This window comes from Haladaptatus cibarius D43 (genome assembly GCF_000710615.1).
Classification (GTDB): Archaea; Halobacteriota; Halobacteria; order Halobacteriales; family Haladaptataceae; genus Haladaptatus; species Haladaptatus cibarius.
Genome location: NZ_JDTH01000002.1, coordinates 1,420,944 through 1,439,774 on the forward strand (window position 1 = coordinate 1,420,944; position 18,831 = coordinate 1,439,774).

Below are 18,831 nucleotides of genomic sequence, written 5' to 3' on the forward strand. Positions count from 1 at the left end.
ACCGGGTCGGCGATTCCGGAACTGACAGTGGAGATGGTCGTCGTGTTCGCCATCGCAACGGCGGCCTTCGTGCTGTTCGCCACGGAAGCCTTTCCGCCGGACATCACCGCTCTCATCGTCATGGTCGTGCTTATCGTCCTCGGCCCATGGACGGGAATATCGCCCGAAGAAGACATCTCGGGGTTTGTAAACGACGCGACGATTATCGTGCTGGCGATGCTCGTCTTGAGCGGGGGGGTCAGCCAAACCGGCGCGGTACAGCAACTCGGCGAACGGATGGCCTCGTTCGCAGGGACGGACGAGCGAAAGCAACTCGCGGCGACGTTGGCCTTCGCGGAGGACTTCATGACGCCGATTGGCTACCAGACGAAGCTTCTTGTGTACGGGCCAGGAGGCTACAAATTCACGGATTACTTTCGCGTCGGTGCGCCACTGCAGTTAGTGTTGTCAATAGCAACTGCTTTCGGAATTGCTGTCATTTGGGGCGTCTGAAATCGTAATACAACCGGCGTCTGTGCAACTATTCGATTCCGCCGAAGCTTGGATCGGGAACTCAAATCGCCCAAAATTAGCGTTTGCAGTTTATTCTCCCTCGTTTTCGATTTGCTCGTTCGCTTCCTCGACATCGACTTTCGCCTGTTCCAAAACAACCCTTCTCGCTACACTGGTCAAAATGAGTTCGGAGAAAGTCCGCCCTCCCCGATTTGAACGGGGGACAAGTCGATCTACAGTCGACTGCTCTACCAGTCTGAGCTAAGGGCGGGCACGCACTTTCACCTAATCCCGTCCCAGACTTAAGAATTATTATTCGAGACGGCGTGGTGGACACACGGAAAGCTTCAAGTATGATAGGTTGTGTGTATCGGAGTAGAGACAAGATTAGGTGGCCGACATGAGCAAAATCACGTTCCGCGCAGACGACGACCTCGTCAAGCAACTCGAATCGCTCGACGCCTCGAAGAGCGAGGTCATGCGCGAGGCACTCCGCGACTATCTCGACGGCCAGGGAGAATCAGCGGAGCAAACCGACGGGAGCCTCGATGCAGTCGTCACAGAGCGCGTAGACGACCTCATCGACCAGCGACTCGAGCCTCGTGCGGGCGAGAGCGGGCGAGATATCAACGTAAACGTCACCGTCGAAGGTGCTGGCGAGATTCGGGCAACGGAACACACCCCGACATCGAGTGGAACGACGAATCGTGCGCGTCGGACAACCGACGACACAAGTCAGACCGAGAACACCTGCGGCCAGTGCGGAGAGTCGCTCGATTCGGGCCACGTATACTGTCCGAACTGCGGTGAGAAGGCGACACACCGCGTGTTCTGTGACTGTGGCGACGAGATTCGATCCGACTGGGCGTTTTGCCCCGGATGTGGCCGAAGAACGCCGTCAGCGGACGTTTTAGATTCGTCGTAAAACGATTGTTTTACAACCGCCGTTAATTATATATACTGCGCCTTTGTGGATACTTCCACGTAAGACGATTGTCTTACGCCAACGTTAAATCGGTCAAAATATCGCGTGTTGGCCGCTAATACGGCGTAAGACGGAGATTGAAAGCATACCGCGTGTCGTCTTACCATACAAGGGGAATCCACTATGGAGCGCGTGACACTACGAATACCAAAACAGCAAATCGAAGAAGTCGAACAGATGGTCGAAACCGGCGAGTTCCCGAACCGAAGCGAAGCGATTCGGGCCGCAGTCCGCGACATGCTCAACGAGCACGACGGAAACGGAACCGAGACCACGAACAAGCGCACTTGGGCGAAGGTGTGAACGATGCAGGACATCGTTCAAGAAGCACTGGAAAACGCAGAAAGCGAACAGCGCGAGATGGACGCCGTCACGACGGGCGACGAGTTCGGTGACCCGCGAATCGTCATCGTCGGCTGTGGTGGTGCCGGAAACAACACCATCAACCGCTTGTACAACATCGGCGTCGATGGCGCGGATACCGTCGCCATCAACACCGACAAACAGCACCTGAAGATGATCGAAGCCGACACGAAAATCCTCGTCGGCAAATCCCTCACCTCCGGCCTCGGCGCTGGTGGCGACCCATCTATGGGCGAACGCGCCACCGAGATGGCACAGGGAACGGTCAAAGAGGTTCTCGGCGATGCCGACCTCGTCTTCGTGACCGCAGGTATGGGTGGCGGAACCGGAACCGGTGCCGCACCCGTCGTCTCGAAAATCGCCAAAGAGCAGGGCGCAATCGTCGTCGGCATGGTCTCGACACCGTTCAACGTCGAGCGTGCCCGCACGGTGAAAGCCGAGGAAGGACTGGAAAAGCTTCGCAACGAAGCGGACTCCATCATCGTCCTCGACAACAACCGCCTGCTCGATTACGTCCCGAACCTCCCGATTGGCAAGGCGTTCTCGGTGATGGACCAAATCATCGCCGAAACGGTGAAAGGTATCTCGGAAACCATCACTCAGCCGAGCCTCATCAACTTAGACTACGCCGACATGACCTCCATCATGAATCAGGGCGGCGTAGCCGTGATGCTCGTCGGGGAGACACAGGACAAGAACAAAACCGAGGAAGTGGTGCGAGATGCGATGAACCACCCGCTGCTCGACGTGGACTACCGAGGTGCATCGGGCGGCCTCGTTCACATCACGGGTGGCCCAGACCTCACGCTCAAAGAGGCAGAAGGCATTGCGGCCAACATCACGGAACGCCTCGAAGCGAGCGCCAACGTCATCTGGGGCGCACGCATTCAGGAGAACTACAAAAGCAAAGTCCGAGTCATGGCTATCATGACTGGCGTCAAAAGCGCACAAGTGCTCGGCCCATCGACGCAGAAACAGGCCGACCGCTCCCGGCAGAAGATGCGCGACGTGGATGCACAGTCCTACGACGCCAGCAACAACGTCGAAAAATCTAAAACTGGCACCTTCGGCACCCAGAGCGACGGTGGTCGGGACGAAGTCGAGAAAAACAACGGACTTGACGTTATCCGATAATTCGCTTTCCTCTCTTCTCTCTTTTTCGCAAACAGCGAATTGCTATTTCCGCTATCTTAGAATAGAAATCAACAAGATTGCGATTACACCGCGTGAATCGACTCCACCAACGCGCATTTCCGGCAGATGTCGCTCGTCGTGGACGCGCCGCATCGCTCACATTCGTTGATTTCGCGTTTGCCGTCGCCGATGCCGAACTCGTCCGCGGCGACCGCGGCGAGTTCCTCGTAGCCAGCCATAATCGAGTGACGTGTTCCGGGATGGTTCTCTTCGAGCGAGAGCATCAACTGCTGGATTTCGGCGCGGTACGCCTCGCTCGAGTGTGGACATTCGGTGATGTGCGCCGGGAGGTTTTCGAGGTGAGCGTACAGCGCAACCTCTTTTTCCGGAACGTCCCGAAGCGGTTTCGCACGCGGGACGAACGAATCTTGGTCGTTTCTGGTTTGCGGGTTGTGGTCGGTTTCGTCGTCTTCGCCGCTCTCTGCGGAAGAGACGCTTGAAGGCGTTTCTTCCGCGAATTTCCCGAGGCTGGCGTCGAAATGCTTGGCGATTTGAGCAACGTCGCCTTCGAGGAAGTTCATCAATGCGGTTTCTGCCTCGTCGTCCAGATTGTGTCCCGTGAGCAGTTTGTCGGCCCCGTACTCCTCGGCGTATTTCGAAAGCAAGTCCCTGCGGAACACGCCACAGTAGGCGCAGGCGGCCATACTTTCGGGGTCTTTTTCCACCACGTCGTCCATTTGCACGTCGAACTCATCCTCGTAGGTGACGACTTCGTGGCGAATGTCCAACTCATCGGTGAGTTCGAGACAGGCGTCCAAACTCTTGTCTCGGTAGCCCTCGATACCCTCGTGAATCGTCAGCGCGACGAGTTCGACGCGCGGGTCGTTGGCAAACGTGTCGTGGAGAATCTGTGTGAGAACGACGCTGTCTTTCCCGCCGGAAAGACCGATGAGCCACGTTTGTGGCTCGTCGGGCGTAGCAGATGCGGGAAGGAGATTGTCGTCACGGATCCGCCGTCGAAGGCGCTTTTCGACCGACCGACAGAAATGGTCTTCACACATGTGAAGCCCCGAGTAAGCCGCGTGCATCACCGCCTCTCGGTCGCACTTATCGCAGTCCATTACCTGTGGCTTTCGTCGCGGGCCGTTTCACGGTTTCGCTCCGGAGTAAATCGAATATCGCTATACTAAATCCCGGAAAGGTAACTAAAGTGTCTATTCTGAGAAGCACAAGAACGACCGTATTTTGGGATTTTTTCGGTGAATAACTGTTTCATGATAGTATTTTTGACAATTACTTTCGAATAGTGGCTCCGCCGACTCCGGTAGTTGAATTGACGATGCGCTGTCGATTGGAGTGGGCGAATATGGGTTGTAACGGAGTTTTAACGCCGAAACAAGAATCCGTTACTGCTGCGTGGTAACTGCTACCGAACTGCCAGTAGACACCGATTGCGACCGGTTTAAGGGACGAATAATAAACCTTATACTTCCCGTTCGTTGAATTCATGGTTCGACCCTCCGACGAAACACGGCGAACTTTTCTCAAACTGACCAGCGTCGCGCTCGGCACGGCGGGGCTTTCGGGGACAGTAATGTCCGACGCGCAGCGTTCGGCCGAACAGGACTGGCCGACGTTCCAGTACGACGCCGGAAACACGGGTTACAACCCAGTCGGAGGTGACCCGGGTTCCGGGGCGTGGATAGCGTGGAGCGAACAGTTGTGCGACCGACGCCTATTCGCGCCAACCGTCGTCGATGGCACGGCCTATGTCGTTGACACCTCGGGAGTGCTGAGGGCATTCGACACGGAAGCGCGAGAAACGCGCTGGACGGCGAACGTCCGCGGATTGGACTACGCGCCCACTGTCGTCGGAGACACGGTCTACGTGGCAGGGACGGACGTACTCGCGCTCTCGACGAGCGACGGAAGCGAGCAGTGGCGGTTCGAAGTCGGCGTTACCGAAAGCTCTCCGATAACGACCACTGACGGGACGCTCTTTTTCAAAACCAGCGACGCAAACGGACAGGGAGTCTGCTGGGCAGTAGACGCAGCGACAGGAACCGAACGCTGGCGAATCCGCATTCCGAGCGGCAAGGAGGGCGAAATCCCAAGCGCCGAAAACGTCCCGCCAGCAGTCGTCGACGGCGTCGCGTACTTTGTCGATAAATCCGACGTGTACGCCTTTGAGGCCGAAACCGGAACTCCTCAATGGCAGACCAGCGTCGATGGAACCATTAACCACGCGCCGACGGTTGCCGACGGAACTGTCTACGTCTGCGGGGAGCGCGTGTTCGCCCTTTCGACGGACGATGGAGGCACGGAATGGGAAACCAGCGTCGCTGACTCTGCACGACTCGCGCAGTCTCCTGCAATCATCGGCGATTCGGTCATTATCACGGATGGTCGGGAGGCACGTGCGTGGTCGCTTCACTGTGAAAACGGGGCGGAACAGTGGTCGTTTGAAGACGGAGGCGACTCCGCCGGAACGCCGGTAGTCGCCGATGGAACCGTTTACATCCCCATCTCCGGTGACGATGCACTGGTCGCGGTTGACGCCGCGACCGGTGAACAACGCTGGCGTGTCCCGGTTCGAAACCTCGGCAATTCGTGGCTTCCCGCCGCAGTCGGCGACGACATCTACGTTACCGACCGTGAGGGTTTCCTGTACGTGATACGCGATTCGACGGAACTCGATTGGCGTGTAGATTCGACGGAACTCGATTGGCGTGTAGACCGAACCGGCACACTTGCAGTCGGCGAAAACGTCTACGTTTCGAACGACGAATTGGTCGCACTCAACGCCGAAACCGGCGAAAAGCAGTGGATGGCAGACGGTGGAAACGCACCGGCCACGGAGAACGAACTGCTGTACGTCGCGGACGGCGGGGACGTCGTCGCGTACACCGCAGGCGGAACCGAACAGTGGCGTGCCGGATGCAACGGCAACATCGCTACCAAGCCAGCAGTCACGGACGAAGCGGTGTTCGTTGGCGGCGACGGGTGGGTCAGTGCCTTCGACGCAGAAACTGGTGTACTGCAGTGGCGGTACGAGGGCGACTGCGGTGCCCTCGGCTCCGTTACACGCCTCACAGCGCGCGAAAACCGCGCTTTCGCTGTCATGGAGGGCCGGGTTCTCGCGCTCGAATCAGGTGGCGTGCGGTGGGTTGCCGGTGAGAACGTCTGTGCAATCACATCTGGTGACGCGGTGTACACCGGAACCGACGAAAACGAAGTCGTCGCATACGATTTCGACGGCAACGAACTGTGGCGGACGACCCCGGAAAACGGCGATTCTATCAGTCATCTCGTTGCGGGCGAAACTCACGATAGCGTCTACGCGGTCACGACCAGCGTGACGAGCATGGGAACCGACAGCAGAGAGTGGCTTACCGCGTTTTCGGCTGGTGAAGAACGATGGTCGTTCCACCCGAAATTCCTCCCGTTCGGGTCGCTCTGCGAACCGGTCGTCGCGGACGACACCGTCTACGTCGGTGCCAGCGACCGACGAGTGTACGCGCTGTCAGGGGCGGACGGAAGTGAGATTCGCCGGTTCGAAACCGGCGGGGAAGTCGAGAGCGTTACAGTCGATTCGGACGACAGGGTGTACGCTGCCAGCGATGCAGTGTACGCGTTCAGATAGCACAATCGGGCGCTACCTTCGACAGGCAACAGTACGTTGTCGTTGGTCAACCCGTATCGGAAACGTCCCCGTGAACGTCAGCGATTCTCGTACATGTGAGCGTATTAAAAATAGTTCGCCGGGTAAACGGGCCGTGATTAGTTCCGTTGCTCCGCTTCCGCAACTGCGTCAGGTGCGTAGATGACTCCTGCCCCGATGTCGGCATCGCTCTTGCCGTTGCTGAATCGGGCGGTGTTCTCGATGATGTTCTGCACCTTCTTCGCGCTCAAGTCTGGATTGGCCTCGCGGATGAGAGCAACGAGTCCAGCAACTTGCGGGGCCGCCATCGAGGTACCTGCGTACCATGCGTAGGCGGTGCCGTCGTTCAAATCCGGCGGCACCACTTCGTTCGTCGTTCGGTAATACCTTCGCAGAACATCCATTTTGAAACAATTTCGCGTTCGAAGACAGCACCGCCCTCCACCGGTTTGTCGGAGGTTCGACACAGGTGTTGCAGACAAGCGGCAATCAACAGGGGACATGGAAGCGGCTATTGAGTGTGTGAAAGAATACCGGTAGCAAACAAACAATGGTTCAGAAAGCGTTTGACGAAATCGTCCGCGAACTCGACAGAATTGACGCGGATGCGTTCGTTCACGTCGGCGACCGATTCGATGACCTGCTTCGATATTTCACCGATTTTTCCGGGCCGGACCGCGACTACGCGTTCGTCTTCGTCGCTGGACGGGCGATACTCTGTGCGCCACGATTGTTCGGTGAGCAAGCACGCCGCGAGTTCGGTGGCGACGATGTTCGGACGAGCGAACACCAAACAGGGGCGACAGCACCGGCCCGCGCCATCGAAACGATTCGGGAGTTCGCCGATGCAGAGCGGATTCTGGTGCCCAGCCATATTTCTCATCGAACCGCGACCGCGCTCGAACAGCACCTCGAACTCGTTACGACGGACGCCGATTTCGGTCGCTCGCGGAAGACGCCAGACGAACGTGCCGCGCTGGCCGAAGTTCAGGAGGTCGCACAGCGTGGAATGGCTCGTTCGGAATCCATTCTCGCGGAAACAACGATTCGGGACGAGTGTCTTCATTGGAAAGGAAAGCTGCTCACTACGGAACGCCTTCGGAGGGAGGTCAACGCCGTTCTCGCACGCCACGGCGTGCAGGACGCCAGAAACACCGTCATCGGTGCCGGGCCGAGTTGTGCCGACCTGCATTTCACCGGTGAGGACGAGATTCATTCCGGGGAGACGATTCTACTTGACATTTCCCCGCGCGGTTCACGTGGCTACTACGGTGACGTGACTCGAACCTTCGTCGTCGGCGATATTGGCGAGTGGGAACGCGCCACCTACGACGCCGTGCAGGATGCGCAGGACGCTGCCCTCGAAACGCTCGATTCGGGTGCGGGAATCCGTGCCGAGACGGTTCACCGAAGCGTTTCGGAAACGCTCCAAAATCATGGGTTCGAGGTGGGCGACGTTTCGGTCGGGATGTACCACGGAACCGGACACGGCGTCGGCCGCTCGCTGCACGAATCGCCATCCCTCTCAAGCGACGAGCGACTCGAAGTCGGGAACGTCGTCACGGTCGAACCCGGCGTCTACGACCCGGAACGTGGCGGGGTTCGCATCGAAGACCTCGTGGTCGTCACGGAATCGGGCTACGAAAATTTGACCGACTATCCGCGACGGATTCGGCCATCGCCAAGTCGGTAGCTCAATCCGGACACGGACGATGTAGTTCCTTATTCGCCGTCGAGTCGTTTTTGCCACTCCTGTACTTTCGACATTAACTCGATTGGCGATACGTCGGCGACTTCGACGCCCGAGAGTTCCGACAGCACGGCTTCAGTTTCGGGGTCGATTTCCGACGTGTCGCTCCCGGTTCCGCTCGATTCGTCCCTATTTTCGCCAGCACTCGAACCAATCTCTCCCTGCTGGAACTCGCCGCTTCCGAGGTCGAACACGGCCTGTACCGGTTCGCTCGACGTGCCACCTTTCGCCTCGATTGCCTTCTCCTGTCGTAACCTGTCGAGGACGTCACGGGAGCGTTCGACCACTGGAACCGGTACGCCAGCGAGGTCTGCGACGTGAATCCCGTAACTGCGGTTCGTCGGGCCGTCGCGGACGGTTCTGAGGAAGGTTACGTCGCCATCTCGCTCATCTGCCGCAACGTGGACGTTGGCAACTCTCGGCAGGTGGTCGGCCAGCGTCGTCAGTTCGTGGTAGTGAGTCGCAAAGAGCGTTTTCGCGCGAACCTCGTTGTGCAGATACTCCGTCGCGGCCCACGCAATCGAGATTCCGTCGTAGGTCGCGGTTCCGCGTCCCACCTCGTCCAGAATGACGAGGGAATCCTCGCTCGCGGAGTGGAGGATGTTCGATAGCTCCTGCATCTCCACCATGAACGTCGAACGCCCTTGGGCCAACTCGTCCAGCGCGCCGACGCGGGTGAAGATGCCATCGACCAATCCGACTCGCGCCTCCCGCGCGGGGACGAAACTGCCGACTTGGGAGAGCAGGGTAATCAACGCGACTTGGCGCATGTACGTCGATTTGCCGGACATGTTCGGCCCGGTGACGATGAGGAACTCGCGCTCGTCGTCCATCCGCACGTCGTTGGGGACGAACTCGGTCGTCTGTTCCACGACGGGGTGGCGACCCTGTTCGATGTCGAATCCCGACTCGGCGAGTTCCGGACGAACCCAGCCGTTTTCGACGGCGTGAACCGCGAGGCTTGCGAGGGTGTCGAGTTCGGCCAGCGTGCGCCCCACGTCCTGCATGAGTTCCGCGTGGTTTGCGATTCGCACCCTGAGTTGCCCGAACAGTTCGTACTCCAACTCGCCGCGGCGTTCTTCGAGACGCAGTATTTCACGCTCTCGCTCGCGCAGTTCGTCCGTGACGTATCGTTCCGAGTTTTTTAGCGTCTTGACCGCCTCGTACTCCTCGGGAACCTTGTCCGTGTCCGACTTGCCGACTTGGAGGTAGTAACCATCTGTTTTGTTGCGGTCTACCTGCAAATGCGAGATTCCAGTCCGCGATTTTTCGCGGCTTGCGAGGGTGTCGAACCATTCCAGATTCTCCTCGTGCTGGTCGATGATTTCGTCCAGTTCGTCGTCGTAGCCCCGGCGGAATAGTCCACCTTGCGTGACGGTTTTCGGCGGGTCGTCGGCCAGTGCTTCGGCCAACTCCTCGCGCAGGCGTTCTGCCTGCGCTCGGTCGGCACGAGCCACGAGTTCTGCGAGTGGCGAACTCGATAGGGACGGTGCGTTCGCAATCGAATCCGCGACGGCCGGGAGAACCGCGAGGCTGTCCCGAACCCGGAGCAAATCGTTCGCGTCGGCACTCCCCGAGACGGCTTTGCTCGCCAGCCGTTCGAGATCGTACGTGTCCCCGAGCGTTTCCCGAATCTCTTCGCGGGCCAACGCGGATTCCGCGAAGGCCGACACGTTCGACTGGCGCTCGCGGAGCAAATCGAGCGACCGACGAGGGCGCTGAAGCCACTCCTTCAACAGGCGACGGCCCGCGCTGGTTTTCGTGTGGTCTACCGTGTCGAACAGCGACCCGTTTCGGTCGCCGTGCATGGTTTCCGTGAGTTCGAGGTTGCGCTGGGTCGTCGCGTCCAGTTCGACGTGGTCGTCTGCGTGATACGACTGGAGGCGCGTCATCGACCCGAGGACGCCCGCACCCGTCTCTTCGACGTAGGAGAGAACGGCCCCCGCCGCGCGAACTTCCGCGTTCGGCGCGTTTCCGTCGGCGGAATCTAAGCCGATGCTGGAAAGCGCCTCAGTTCCGAACTGCTCGCGGGTGACGTGTTTCGCCTTTCCGGGCGCGAAGGCGTTCGCATCGTGAAGCGAGAGGGAGGCGTTTGTCCGTTCGCGCACCGCTTCGAGGAACGAATCGTCGTTGCGAATCTCGGGACCGGGAAGCACTTCGGCAGGGTCGAATCGATAGAGTTCCGTCAGCGCCTTCGAATCGGCGTCCGGGCCGGACACCGAACTGACCAGAAATCTCCCCGTCGTCACGTCCGCGAAGGCCAACCCGTAGCCGTCGTCCACGCGAACGATTCCGGCGAGATACTGGGCGTCGTCGTTCGTCGTTTCGAGCAGCGTCCCCGGCGTCACGACCCGCGAAATCTCGCGGGCGTGGCCGTTTTCCGTTTCGTACTGGTCGGCGATTGCCACTCGGTAACCGCGTTCGACCAGTTGTTTCATATACGGCGTGAGTTCCGAAAGCGGGACACCTGCCATCGGATAGCTGCTTCCGTGGCTCGACTTCTGGGAAACGTTTAAATCCAGCACGTCGCCGACCAGTTCCGCGTCGTCGGCGAAAAATTCGTAGAAGTCGCCGACCTGCATCGTCAGCACGTCCGCGTCTGCCTCCTCTTTCAGCGAGAAAAACTCCCCGACGATGCCGCCCTCGCTCACGGCGGACACCTCCGGAAACGAGCAGTCCAAATCATGTCCGGAGTGAGTTGGGGCGCGAATAAAACGATGTGGTTTCTCCGCCGGAATCGAGTCCGCGGTGATGATTGTGGCGGGTTACTCGGCCATCAGCGTGTCGAGTTCCTCGACGTTCGCCCGCACCGATTCGACTTCGGCGTCGAACTTATCGAGAAACGGTTCGGTCCGGTCGGTCGTCACCGCACCATCGCCGGTCGGCTGTATCAGTCCTTCGTTTTCGAGCATCTGAAACGACGTTCTGACCCGGTGCTCCGGAAGACCGGTAACCGTAGACGCGTGCCGAAGGCCGACCGGTTCTTCCGCACGGATGCGCTGGAGGATTTCGACGGTTCGAGCGACGAGTTCGACTTCGTCTTGGAGGGATTCGAGCACTGTCGAAGAAGAGCGGTACGTCAGCTAAAGTGTTACCTCATTGCATCACTGTGAGATTGTGAGTCATATTGATTCTCGCCAGCTAGTCGAAGGCCAGCACGATTTTGATACTCCACCGCATCTAACAGTACTCGCGTGGTTTCCGTGATTCCTCGTTCGGGTCGCCGACTCGGTGCCGGACTGATGGTCGTTTCCATCGTCAGCTTCGCGCTCGTATTGGTTGTGAGCGCCGCCGTCGCGCCGCCGATTTCGAAGGCACCGACGACGAACAACGCCGAAAAAACCGTCATCGGCGTACAATCGACGACCACCGAAGGCCGGGTCGTTGTCCTCGACGCCGCGGGCGAACAGATTTGGGATTTCGGCCAAGCAGCTAGTTATCACGACGTGTCCCGTCTCCCGAACGGGTCGGTTCTCGCGTCGTTCATGGAGCGGGGCGACGACGACTGCGGTTTTTACGAATCCCCCTGCGCGCACACGGGCGTCAGAATCATCAACCCCGAACCGAACGCCCGAATCGTCTACGAGTGGTCGTTTCCGGTTCGAACCAGCGGGAACAGCGAAGTCCACGATGCCGAACTGCTTCCGTCCGGCGAACTGCTAATCGCGGATATGGACAGAGAGCGCGTGTTCACGCTCGCGCCGAACGGGACGAAAACGTGGCAGTGGAACGCGAGCCAGTACTACGATTCGCCACCCGACCCGACCAGAACTGACTGGCTCCACATCAACGATGTTGACAGGATCGGTGAGGACAGATACCTCGTCTCGGTTCGCAACGCACATCAACTGCTCGTCGTAGAGCGCGGAGAGGGCGTCGTCGAAGTAGTGAACGAAGACCGCGACACGAGCGTGTTGAACTACCAGCACAATCCACAGTGGCTTTCCGAAGATGCGGTTCTCGTCGCCGATTCGGAAAACGACCGCATCGTGGAACTCCACCGAAACGAAGCCACGGGGCAGTGGGAACCCGAATGGCAGGTACACGGCGCGGGGGGAATCAACTTCGACTGGCCCCGCGATGCTGACCGTCTGCCAAACGGCAATACGCTCGTCACCGACAGTCGGAACAACCGCGTCGTAGAACTGAACGAATCGGGGAAAATGGTGTGGAGCGCACGGGTTCCAACGGTACCCTACGAAGCAGACCGCGACCCCGGCGAGTATCCAGCAGGAAATCCCGCCGATTCGGACGGTGTCGTCGGAAGCGGAACGACGAAACTGCCCGTCTTCAGCTATCTGCTCGACAGCGCCCGACACGTCGTCGCCCTCCCGTACTGGCTGGCGGGATGGCATCTCGCGGTCGGTTTCGTGGCACTTTTGACGTTTCTCGTCGGGTTCTGGCTGGTCGTTCGGAGTCGGAAAAGACGGTTGCATGAGCAACCACAGTAGCCTCCTTAAACACTCCCGACCACTCTTCCATGGCACTCGCACAAATCGAGCACCTGAGCGACGAACAGCAAAACTGCATCGACAACTGCTTCGAGGCCGCGCAAGCCAGCGAGTGGTGCGCGGACGAATGTGCAGGCGAAGGTGAAGAGATGGCACGGTGTCTGCGTCTCTGCCGAGACGTGGCCGACCTCACCACTCAGCACGCGCGGTTCATGGCGCGAAATTCGAACTACAGCGAACAGCTTGCGGAAGCCTGCGCCGGTGCATGCGAAGAGTGCGCCGAGGAGTGTTCCCAGCACGACCACGACCACTGTCAGGTCTGTGCCGACGTGTTAGAAGAGTGCGCCGAAAGCTGTCGTGCGATGATGGCATAAAGCGGTCGAACCCGACTATTTTTCCGAATCACGTCTCCGACTCCCGACAGCGTGATGTACCGCCGGAGTAGTGTCTGAATTATGACCGACGAGTGCGAGGCGTGCGCTGACGATGTGGAAGAATCGACAGATAGCCACGACCACCATGCGCTCTCGCCCGACGAACTCCGGTACCCGGAGTTCGTCTTCGAAAACGGAGAAATCGGAGACGACGGTTCGTTTGACCTCGAAACAGACCTCGACCGCGAGGGGATGGCTGACTGGCTATCCGACCTCGCTGGTGGACTGGCAAGCCACGACGTTGCAGTGGAATCCCCAGCGGGCTACGTCACGTTCGGCGTCGGGGCGTCCGGGGTCGAGATGTCGTTCGACCCCGAAAAAGGGGGCGTCGGCAACTTCGAAGTAACGTTCAAACTCCGAGCGAAACCGATGTTCGTCGCGGACGACCCCGACCGGCCGAAGGCCGGCGCGCGGGGTGGGAAGGGATTCATCCCCATCGAGATGCTGACGACCGACCGGGAGACGTTTCGGTGTTACAACTGGATGGGAGAAGAGTAAGGAACCTATAACGACGAAAGCACCGCGAACGTCCGGCGTTGCAGTTCTTCCGTGTCCTTCGCGAGAATCTTTACGATGGCCTCTTTCCCCACTTCGCCCCGGTCGATGATTGCGACGGGCGTCTCGTCTACCGACTCGAACGCCCGTCTCGCACCCCACTGCATCGTACTGCCTTCCTGTGCTTTCACGTCTTTCGGTTCAGCCGAGCGGTCGAACTCTGCGACCTCGCCGGTGAGCGTCGAGAGTGCGGCTTCTACGTCGGCATCGAATCGGCAGTTGACGGCGAACCGCAGGTCGGGGTCGAACTCGCGCGCCGAAAGCAGGAATCTGGCGACGTGGCTGGACGCGCCGAATCGCACGCCGCGATTCGGCTTCACGCCCGACATGGTTCGGGTGATTCGGCCCTCGGCGGCGGCGGTTTCACCGACTTTCTCGGCGTAGGGGGTCGCCCCGACGACGTTCATCCCGACTTCCGGCACGAGGTCGCTCACGTCCCGTTCGACGAACGACTGAACGACGCGCTCGACTGCTTCGGCGGTCGAATCGCGTTCCGCGTCGTTCCGCAGTTCAACGAGGTGGTGAACCGACCCCGGCCCTTCGCCCACATCCAGATGGTAGCGCACAGCGCGTTCCATGAATTTCGTCACACCTGCAACCGACTCGCGCAGGGTGTTTCCCTGCGCGAGTCGGGCCGCGATGGCACTGGCAAGCGTGCAGCCGGAACCATGTGTTGCGTCCGTCTCGATTCGGTCGTGAGTAAAAATTTCGACGCCGTCCTCGGCCACCAGCACGTCCCGAACCTGCTCGCCTGGAACGTGCCCGCCCTTGATGAGTGCGGCGTCGGCACCCATTTCGAGCAGTTCCTCGCCCGCCGATTGCGCGCTTTCGTCATCCTCGGGTTTCACGCCGGTCAGTACTTCCACCTCGTCCGCGTTCGGCGTCACGAGCGTCGCGTGCTGGATGAGTTCCTCGTAGGCCGATTCGCCATCCGAATCGAGCAGTCGGTCGCCGGAGGTGGCGACCATCACGGGGTCGATAACGACTGGAACGTCTATTTCCGCGACCCGTTCCGCAACGCTCCGCACGACTGGTGCTTCCGCGAGCATCCCGGTTTTGACCGCCCGAACGTCGAAATCCGAGAGGACGGCGGAACACTGCTCCTCGATTGCTCCGACGGGGAGCGTGAACGTTCCCTCGACGCCCTGCGTGTTCTGGGCCGTGACGCTCGTGATGACGCTGGTCCCGAACACGCCGTGGGCCTCCATCGTCTTCAAATCGGCCTGAATCCCCGCGCCGCCACCGGAGTCGCTTCCGGCGATTGTCAGCGCGACCGGCGGTTCGACGGGTGCCGGAATCCTGGTCATTGGGAACGCTCCATGAACTCCTCGAAGGCACCCCAGAACGGGTCAACCTCGGGATGAGAAATTCGTTCGCCATCTATTTCGACACCGTCGCCTTCGCGGACTTGACCGATTTCGGCGGCGAGAATGTCGGCCTCGTCCAGCGCGGCGAGGACGCCGTCTACGTCCTCGGGCGCGACCGAAAGGAGGAGCGTTCCTTCGCTAATCGACTCCCACGGGTTGATGTCGAAGAATTTACACGCCTCCAACACGCCCGGCAGAATCGGAATCGACTCCCTGCTCACGTCGAAATGAACCCCGCTCGCGCGGGCCATCTCGACCAATGCGCCGTGAACGCCACCCTCGGTCGCGTCGTGCATCGCGGTGACGTTCCCTGCCGCCGCGGAAACCAGCGCATCTTCGACCGGACTCATATCGTAAAATCGGTCTTTTGCATCTTCGACCGTTTCCTCCGGCAACTCTCCGTGCATCAACTCCTCGAATTGGATGGAAAGCAGACCTGTGGCTTCGACCGCTGGCCCTTTCGTGAGCAGGACGCGGTCGCCCGGATTCGCGCCGTTCGGGCGAACGATGTCGTCCGGGTCGCCGACGGCCATCGCGTTCGCGCCGCCGACCATCGGGTAGTTGCATCCTGTGTAGCGCGCTGTGTGGCCCGTGACGACGCTGACGCCTAACTCCTTGGCCTCTCGGTCGAAGGTCTTCCAAATCGTTTCGAACTCCTCGTCCGTGATTTCCGGCGGGAGATTGAAATCCACCGCGAGATGGGTCGGCGTGAGTCCGCTCACCGCCACGTCGCTCATGATGATGTGGAAGGCGAACCACGCTGCGCGCTCGAACCCGAGCGAGGGCATGATGAAAATCGGGTCTGTCGCGGTTGCGACCGCTTTTCCGCCGACCTCGAAGACGCCGAAATCGACGCCGTGCTGTGGCGACAGCGTCACGTCGTCGCGCTCCGCACCGAGATGCGGGTAAATGTACTCCTCGAAAAACTCCCTGTCTACTTTGCCGAGGTTGTCCATATGCAGGTGTTATTACTAGGTGGTATTTACCAGTGATGCTTACTGGATTGTCCACGATTTCGTTTAGTCCCGGTCTGCGTACTCGGCGAACACCTGCCACGAAGGGTCTACGTCGGGATGCTCGATTCGACTACCATCGACGTACACTCCATCACCCTCACGCACTGTACCCATTTCGGCCGCCGGAATCCCGGCGTCGGAGAGCGCAGAAAGCACCGCGTCGGTGCTTTCCGGCGCGACGGTGAGGACGAGCGTTCCCTCGGTCGTGGACTCCCACGGATTGATGTCGAAAAACTCGCACGCCTCCAGCACGCCCGGCAGAATCGGCACGTCGTCGTGACTCACGTCGAATTTGACATCCGCCGCCCGGGCCATCTCGACTAGCGCGCCGTGAATCCCACATTCCGTGGCGTCGTGCATTGCGGTAACGTTTCCTGCATCTGCCGCAACTAAGGCGTCCTCCACGGGACTCATGTCGTAGAACCGCTCTTTCGCATCCTCGATGGTTTCCTCCGGCAGGTCGATGTGGTCTTCGAACAGCGTGACCAGAAACCCGGCCGTCTCGACGCCCGGGCCTTTCGTGACGAGGACGCTGTCCCCCGGTTTTGCCCCATCTGGTCGAACAAGGTTTTCCTTCTTGCCGACCGCCAACGTCGTCGCTCCGCCAACCCATGGATATTGACAACCGGAATATCGCGCTGTGTGGCCCGTAACGACGCTGACGCCCAATTCTGAAGCTTCGCGGTCAAATGTTTTCCAGACGGTTGCGAACTCCTCGTCGGTGATTTCCGGCGGCAGGTTGAAGTCCACCGCGAGATGGGTCGGTTGCAGGCCACTGACCGCCACGTCGCTCATCACGACGTGGAAGGCGAACCACCCGGCGCGTTCGAATCCGAGTTCTGGCAAAATCGAAATCGGATCGGTGGCGAGGGCGACGACTTGCTCCCCCATGTCAATCACATCATCAGACGCAGTCTGATTAGCCATCGAGCCAAGCTCGATAACCCCGAAATCGACGCCATGCTTGGGCCCGAGCAGTTCGTCGTCGCGTTCCGCGCCAAGATACGGATAGACGTGTTCGTCGAAGAAATCGCGGTCTATCTTCCCGAGGTCGGTCATACCGGGAATATCCTCCAGTGGCACAAATCGGTAGTGATTCGACGGAGTAGTACTCTGTATCCCGGTATTCCACTGGCCGGGAGTTATACGTCCCATCGCGCCCATCTCGCCCACATGACACGAATCGCAGTGACGGGCGCGGCGGGGAACGTCGGACGCGAAACGCTCGCCGCCCTCGAAGAGTACGACGTAACCCCCATCACGCACAGCGAGCATGACGACATCGACGGCGAGGTATGCGACGTGACCAACGCCCAGCGGGTTTCGGAAGTCCTTGCTGGCCACGACGTGGTCGTTCACCTCGCCGCGAATCCCTCGCCGGAGGCCGATTGGCGAAGCACCGTGGACGTGAACATCGAAGGGACGCGCAACGTCTTCGAGGCCGCCCGCGAACACGACATCGACCGCGTCGTCTTCGCCTCCTCCAACCACGCCGTCGGGATGTACAACGCGAACGACCCGGCAGAAACGGAAACGATGGTTACCGGTCACGCCCATCCGGTCTACCCCGACGATCCGCCGCGTCCGGACTCCTACTACGGCGTGAGCAAAGTCACCGGAGAAGCCCTCGGAACGTACTTCGCAAACCGCCACGGTATCGAGGTGGTCAACCTCAGAATCGGCTGGCTTCTCTCGGAAGACGAACTGAGAGAGACGCAGACTGAATCGGACGAACACGCCCGATTCTCTCGCGCGATGTGGCTGAGTCCCCAAGATTGTCGGAACGTAATACACGCCTCGGTCACCGCAGACCTGCCCGAACCGACGGTTACTGCCCACGCCACCTCGCGTAACGACGACCGATTCCTCTCGCTTCTTGCAACCGAACGAGCGTTGGGCTATCGTCCGCGTAACAACGCCTCCGAAGTACTCGACTGATGTACAACGGCCCCATCCCTCGCGTATCTTTTTATTCGATGACGCGACCACTGCGGGCTACCCGTGGGACACAGAGCACTCGTCGCCTACGAGCGACCGGACGGCCGTTACGACCGCCACTATGCACACTGGGGCGCGACTTCCCTCGCGCTTCGACACAAAATCACGGCGGAGACGCCGTTCGCGGAGGAAAGTAAATCCGAAACCCAGTGGAAACCCGCTATCGAACCGACTCCCCAAGCCACTGTACTCTCCTGCAAGGAGACGGCAAACTTCGACTATCAGCAGATAGAGGCGTTGTACGTCGTCTCACTCGCGTGGGTCGTCACGACGTACATCCCGCTCTGGTTCGGCCCCACGGAGCGCACTGACCCGACCGTCGGCGCGCTCGTCGCGGTTCGTGACGACCACGACGCAGTCCACGTCCGAGAGTGGTTTCGGGCCACACGGGCGGTCGTCCGGGATATGGTTCGTCGCGGAGTGCTCGGAGAGCACGAAGCGACGAACTACCTCGCCAGACGAACGACCGAGTGGGCGGGCGACCGTCGAGAGGTGATCTCGATGGTCTGATCGACTTTCCGACCGACCTCCTACGACGATGGCGGGATGGCGGTCGGTTTTTATCCGACCGCCATCTACAACAGGCAGTGACAACCGAGGGCGAGCGGCGAGGTGAACCCACGAC

The 18,831-nt window shown here is 59.8% G+C and carries 18 protein-coding genes and 1 tRNA gene; 11 read left to right on the top strand and 8 right to left on the bottom strand.

All coding sequences use genetic code 11. The features are described 5' to 3' along the window. The first annotated feature begins 33 nt into the window (after window positions 1–33). Window positions 34–492, top strand: a complete 459-nt coding sequence (locus tag HL45_RS12640; protein WP_084157006.1) for an SLC13 family permease — start codon at window positions 34–36, stop codon at window positions 490–492. A gap of 197 nt (window positions 493–689) precedes the next feature. Here the strand turns inward: HL45_RS12640 and HL45_RS12645 are convergent. Next, a tRNA-Tyr gene (locus HL45_RS12645) sits at window positions 690–763 on the bottom strand. Window positions 764–892: 129 nt separating this feature from the next. Here HL45_RS12645 and HL45_RS12650 point away from each other — a divergent pair. The 3 genes from HL45_RS12650 (at window position 893) to ftsZ (ending at window position 2,974) form a co-directional block, all read left to right on the top strand. Continuing rightward, window positions 893–1,417 carry a double zinc ribbon domain-containing protein gene (locus HL45_RS12650; RefSeq protein WP_049972030.1) on the top strand — a complete coding sequence of 175 codons (525 nt, stop codon included), beginning with the start codon at window positions 893–895 and terminating at the stop codon, window positions 1,415–1,417. A 183-nt stretch (window positions 1,418–1,600) separates the two neighbouring features. Continuing rightward, the gene (locus tag HL45_RS12655) at window positions 1,601–1,780 is read left to right on the top strand and encodes a ribbon-helix-helix domain-containing protein (protein ID WP_049971443.1); all 180 of its coding nucleotides are present in this window, start codon (window positions 1,601–1,603) and stop codon (window positions 1,778–1,780) included. Between the two features lie 3 nt (window positions 1,781–1,783). Further along, the gene (gene ftsZ / locus HL45_RS12660) at window positions 1,784–2,974 is read left to right on the top strand and encodes a cell division protein FtsZ (RefSeq protein WP_049971444.1); all 1,191 of its coding nucleotides are present in this window, start codon (window positions 1,784–1,786) and stop codon (window positions 2,972–2,974) included. 83 nt (window positions 2,975–3,057) lie between these two features. On the opposite strand, the gene ncsA is transcribed toward ftsZ, so the two are convergent. Next, window positions 3,058–4,095, bottom strand: coding sequence for a tRNA 2-thiolation protein NcsA (gene ncsA / locus HL45_RS12665; RefSeq protein ID WP_049971445.1), 1,038 nt, complete (start codon window positions 4,093–4,095; stop codon window positions 3,058–3,060). A gap of 386 nt (window positions 4,096–4,481) precedes the next feature. Between ncsA and HL45_RS12670 the strand changes: the two genes are divergently transcribed. Continuing rightward, window positions 4,482–6,617, top strand: coding sequence for a PQQ-binding-like beta-propeller repeat protein (locus HL45_RS12670; protein WP_049971446.1), 2,136 nt, complete (start codon window positions 4,482–4,484; stop codon window positions 6,615–6,617). A 137-nt stretch (window positions 6,618–6,754) separates the two neighbouring features. On the opposite strand, the gene HL45_RS12675 is transcribed toward HL45_RS12670, so the two are convergent. Next, window positions 6,755–7,039: a S8 family serine peptidase gene (locus HL45_RS12675; RefSeq protein WP_049971447.1), complete on the bottom strand. Its 285-nt coding sequence runs from the start codon at window positions 7,037–7,039 to the stop codon at window positions 6,755–6,757. Between the two features lie 146 nt (window positions 7,040–7,185). Between HL45_RS12675 and HL45_RS12680 the strand changes: the two genes are divergently transcribed. Beyond that, on the top strand, window positions 7,186–8,328 hold the full coding sequence (locus HL45_RS12680; protein WP_049971448.1) for a M24 family metallopeptidase: 1,143 nt from the start codon (window positions 7,186–7,188) through the stop codon (window positions 8,326–8,328). Window positions 8,329–8,357: 29 nt separating this feature from the next. On the opposite strand, the gene mutS is transcribed toward HL45_RS12680, so the two are convergent. After that, window positions 8,358–11,036, bottom strand: a complete 2,679-nt coding sequence (gene mutS, locus HL45_RS12685) for a DNA mismatch repair protein MutS (RefSeq protein WP_233274771.1) — start codon at window positions 11,034–11,036, stop codon at window positions 8,358–8,360. Window positions 11,037–11,150: 114 nt separating this feature from the next. Next, window positions 11,151–11,444, bottom strand: coding sequence for a hypothetical protein (locus tag HL45_RS12690; protein ID WP_049971449.1), 294 nt, complete (start codon window positions 11,442–11,444; stop codon window positions 11,151–11,153). Between the two features lie 135 nt (window positions 11,445–11,579). Here HL45_RS12690 and HL45_RS12695 point away from each other — a divergent pair, with 135 nt between their 5' ends. From HL45_RS12695 to HL45_RS12705, 3 genes are all read left to right on the top strand, one after another. Next, window positions 11,580–12,836, top strand: coding sequence for an aryl-sulfate sulfotransferase (locus HL45_RS12695; protein ID WP_368085930.1), 1,257 nt, complete (start codon window positions 11,580–11,582; stop codon window positions 12,834–12,836). 29 nt (window positions 12,837–12,865) lie between these two features. Further along, complete coding sequence (locus HL45_RS12700) at window positions 12,866–13,210, top strand: four-helix bundle copper-binding protein (RefSeq protein WP_049971450.1); 345 nt, start codon at window positions 12,866–12,868, stop codon at window positions 13,208–13,210. A gap of 81 nt (window positions 13,211–13,291) precedes the next feature. Then, a complete protein-coding gene (locus tag HL45_RS12705) occupies window positions 13,292–13,768 on the top strand; it encodes a hypothetical protein (protein WP_049971451.1) in 477 nt (158 codons plus the stop codon). Between the two features lie 5 nt (window positions 13,769–13,773). Here HL45_RS12705 and thiD read toward each other — a convergent pair whose 3' ends face one another. The 3 genes from thiD to HL45_RS12720 form a co-directional block, all read right to left on the bottom strand. After that, window positions 13,774–15,132, bottom strand: coding sequence for a bifunctional hydroxymethylpyrimidine kinase/phosphomethylpyrimidine kinase (gene thiD, locus HL45_RS12710; protein WP_049971452.1), 1,359 nt, complete (start codon window positions 15,130–15,132; stop codon window positions 13,774–13,776). After that, entirely contained in the window at window positions 15,129–16,148 is a 1,020-nt protein-coding gene (locus tag HL45_RS12715) for an AIR synthase family protein (RefSeq protein ID WP_049971453.1), read from the bottom strand. The genes thiD and HL45_RS12715 overlap by 4 nt, the downstream gene beginning before the upstream one ends. A gap of 63 nt (window positions 16,149–16,211) precedes the next feature. Beyond that, entirely contained in the window at window positions 16,212–17,267 is a 1,056-nt protein-coding gene (locus HL45_RS12720) for an AIR synthase family protein (RefSeq protein WP_049971454.1), read from the bottom strand. 114 nt (window positions 17,268–17,381) lie between these two features. On the opposite strand from HL45_RS12720, the gene HL45_RS12725 reads away from it, so the two are divergent. Then, complete coding sequence (locus HL45_RS12725) at window positions 17,382–18,146, top strand: NAD-dependent epimerase/dehydratase family protein (RefSeq protein WP_049971455.1); 765 nt, start codon at window positions 17,382–17,384, stop codon at window positions 18,144–18,146. A 63-nt stretch (window positions 18,147–18,209) separates the two neighbouring features. Further along, complete coding sequence (locus HL45_RS12730) at window positions 18,210–18,716, top strand: DUF6735 family protein (RefSeq protein ID WP_233274772.1); 507 nt, start codon at window positions 18,210–18,212, stop codon at window positions 18,714–18,716. Window positions 18,717–18,831: the final 115 nt, after the last annotated feature.